General features: G+C 73.8%; 1 protein-coding gene. It reads left to right on the top strand.

Annotated features, from left to right (window positions below):
• A partial coding sequence (locus AB0P24_RS47765) for an acyltransferase domain-containing protein (RefSeq protein WP_365805755.1) occupies positions 1-2,557 on the top strand: 2,557 nt, incomplete at both ends.

Genomic DNA, 2,557 nt, shown 5'->3' with positions numbered 1-2,557 from the left:
TCGCCGGCGACGTGGCCGGGCTGACCGGACAACTGCGCCGGGTCCTGGCCGGGGAGCACGACCCGCGCGGGGGGATCCATCTGGCCTCTTCGCGGGCCGACGCCGACGCCAAGGTCGCCTTCCTCTTCCCCGGCCAGGGCAGCCAGCGCCCCGGCATGCTCGCCGACGTCCTCATCGCCTTCCCCGAGTTGCAGCACTACCTCCAGCTCGGCCGCGCCCACGCCGACACCCTCTACCCGCCCACCGCGTTCGACGAGGACACCCGCGAGCGCCGCCGGGCCGCCCTCACCGACACCCGGGCCGCCCAGCCCGCCCTCGGCATCACCGGCCTCGCCGCCCACGCGCTGCTCACCTCCGTGGGTGTACGGCCGGACATGGCGGGCGGGCACAGCTACGGCGAGTTGGTCGCACTGTGTGCGGCCGGCGCGTTCGAGGCCGAAGCGCTGCTGGAGCTCAGCGCCGAACGCGCGGCGGCGATCCTGGCCGCGGCGGGCGACGATCCCGGCACCATGGCGGCCGTGTCCGCCGCAGCGGAGGACGTCGAGCGTGCACTGCGTGCCTCAGGCGTCGCGTCCGCGGTGGTCGTGGCCAACCGCAACTCGTCTCAGCAGACCGTGATTTCGGGACCGACGGAAGAAGTCACCGAAGCCGTACGGCGGTTGCGGGAAGCGGGCCTGGGCGCGAAGCGCATTCCGGTCGCCTGCGCCTTCCACAGCCCCGTGGTGGCCGGGGCGGGAGAGCGGTTCGCCGAGGTGCTCGCGGACACGGCCGTACGACCGCCCGAGTTCCCGGTGTGGTCCAACCGCACGGCGGCCCCCTACCGGCCGGACGCCGGCGCCGTACGCGCCGGACTCGCCGCCCAGATCGGCTCACCCGTCGCCTTCACCGCCCAGATCGAGGCGATGTACGAGGCCGGGGCCCGGGTCTTCGTGGAGGCCGGGCCCGGGACGGTCCTGACCCGGCTGGTCGGGCAGATCCTCGGCGACCGCCCGCACACCACCGTGGCCTGCGAACCCCGTGCCGACAGCGGCCTGCCCGGCTGGCTCGACGCACTGGCCCAGCTGGCCGTGGCAGACGTACCGGTACGCACCGCCTGGCTGCTGCGCGGCCGTGACGCCGTGGACGCGGTCCGGACCCCGGCGCCGAAGCGGCCCGGCTGGACGGTCGACGGACAGCTCGTGCGCACCGCCGCCGGAGACCTCCTGCCCGGTGCCCTCGCACCGGCCCGACGAGTCGTGGAGACGACGACTGTGACGACGAACCAGCCGCACGGCGCCCCCGCCGACCGGGACGCGCTGATCGCCGATTTCCTGCGCACCAGCCGGGAGATGATCGCCGCTCAGCGCGATGTCATCCTGACTTACTTCGGAGCTGCCCCGGGCGAGCGGACGCTCGTAGCCCCACCTGCCCCGTCCGCCGTGCCCGTGGCCGCCGTGTCGGCCCCCGAACCTCCCCCAGCTCAACAGCAGAAACCCGAAGCCGAGTCGCCGCCCGGAACCCGCACCGAAGCGGATGTGCTCCACACCGTGCTGGAGATCATAGGCGAGCGCACCGGCTACCCCGTCGACATGATCGAGCCCGACCTCGATCTGGAGGCGGACCTGAGCATCGACTCGATCAAGCGGGCCGAGATCGCGGGCGAGTTGGCCAAGCGGCTCGGGATCGCGAGCGGCGCCCGGACCCTGGACGACAGCGAGTTGGAGGAGCTGGCCAAGGCCCGCACGGCGGCCGCGGTGACGGGTTGGCTCGCGGCACGGCTGACGGGACCCGGCGCGGGCGGTTCACCCGATGCGCAGGCCGTTGTCCGGGAAACCCCGACTGCTTCCGGCAAGGCACCGAAGCGCCTTCTGGCGCAGCCTGTGCTCCTGCCCCACCAGGACTGCGACGGCCCGGCGGATCCGTCGTCCCTGCTGGCCGACCGGCGTTACGTCCTGGTCGGTGGCGGTGACAGCCGGGACGTGTCCCACGAGGTCCTGACCAGGCTCTCCGCGTGCGGGGCCCACGTGCAGCACGTTGCTTCCCTCGACCTGCTCGCCGAGGCCGACGGTCCGGTGGAAGGCATCCTCTGTCTGGACTCGCTCGCTCCCTGCGGCCCGCCCGTGCTACCCGCCGCCTTCCCGGTCTTCCAGGCCGCGCTGCGGCGCTCGCCACGCCGTCTCCTGGCTGTGGGGGCGGCGAAGGAGTTGCGCTCGGCGGGCTTGCACGGATTCTTCCGGACCGTGGCCCGGGAGTACCCGGACACCGTCGCGCGTGTCATCGACCTTGAGGACACCTCGCCCGTGGCGGTCGCCGACGCGCTGCTCGCAGAACTGCTGGCCCCTCGATCCGACACCCCCGTCGTCCTGCGCACGGCGGCCGGACGGCACGGATTTCAGCTGGTCGAGGCCCCGCTCGGTACGCTCGCCGACAGCGGTGCCGGGCCGGCGGGGGAGGGCGCCGCGGAGGCGGCGGCGCTGGGCCTGGACCGGGATTCGGTGGTGCTGCTGGTGGGTGGGGCCAGGGGCATCACCGCGAAGTTCGCGGCCACTCTCGCCGGCGCCTGCCGCTGCCGGATCGA

This window comes from Streptomyces sp. NPDC086519, from assembly GCF_040686075.1.
In the GTDB taxonomy this organism is placed as follows: Bacteria; Actinomycetota; Actinomycetes; order Streptomycetales; family Streptomycetaceae; genus Streptomyces; species Streptomyces shenzhenensis.
This window is presented reverse-complemented; position numbering and strand designations above follow the sequence as displayed.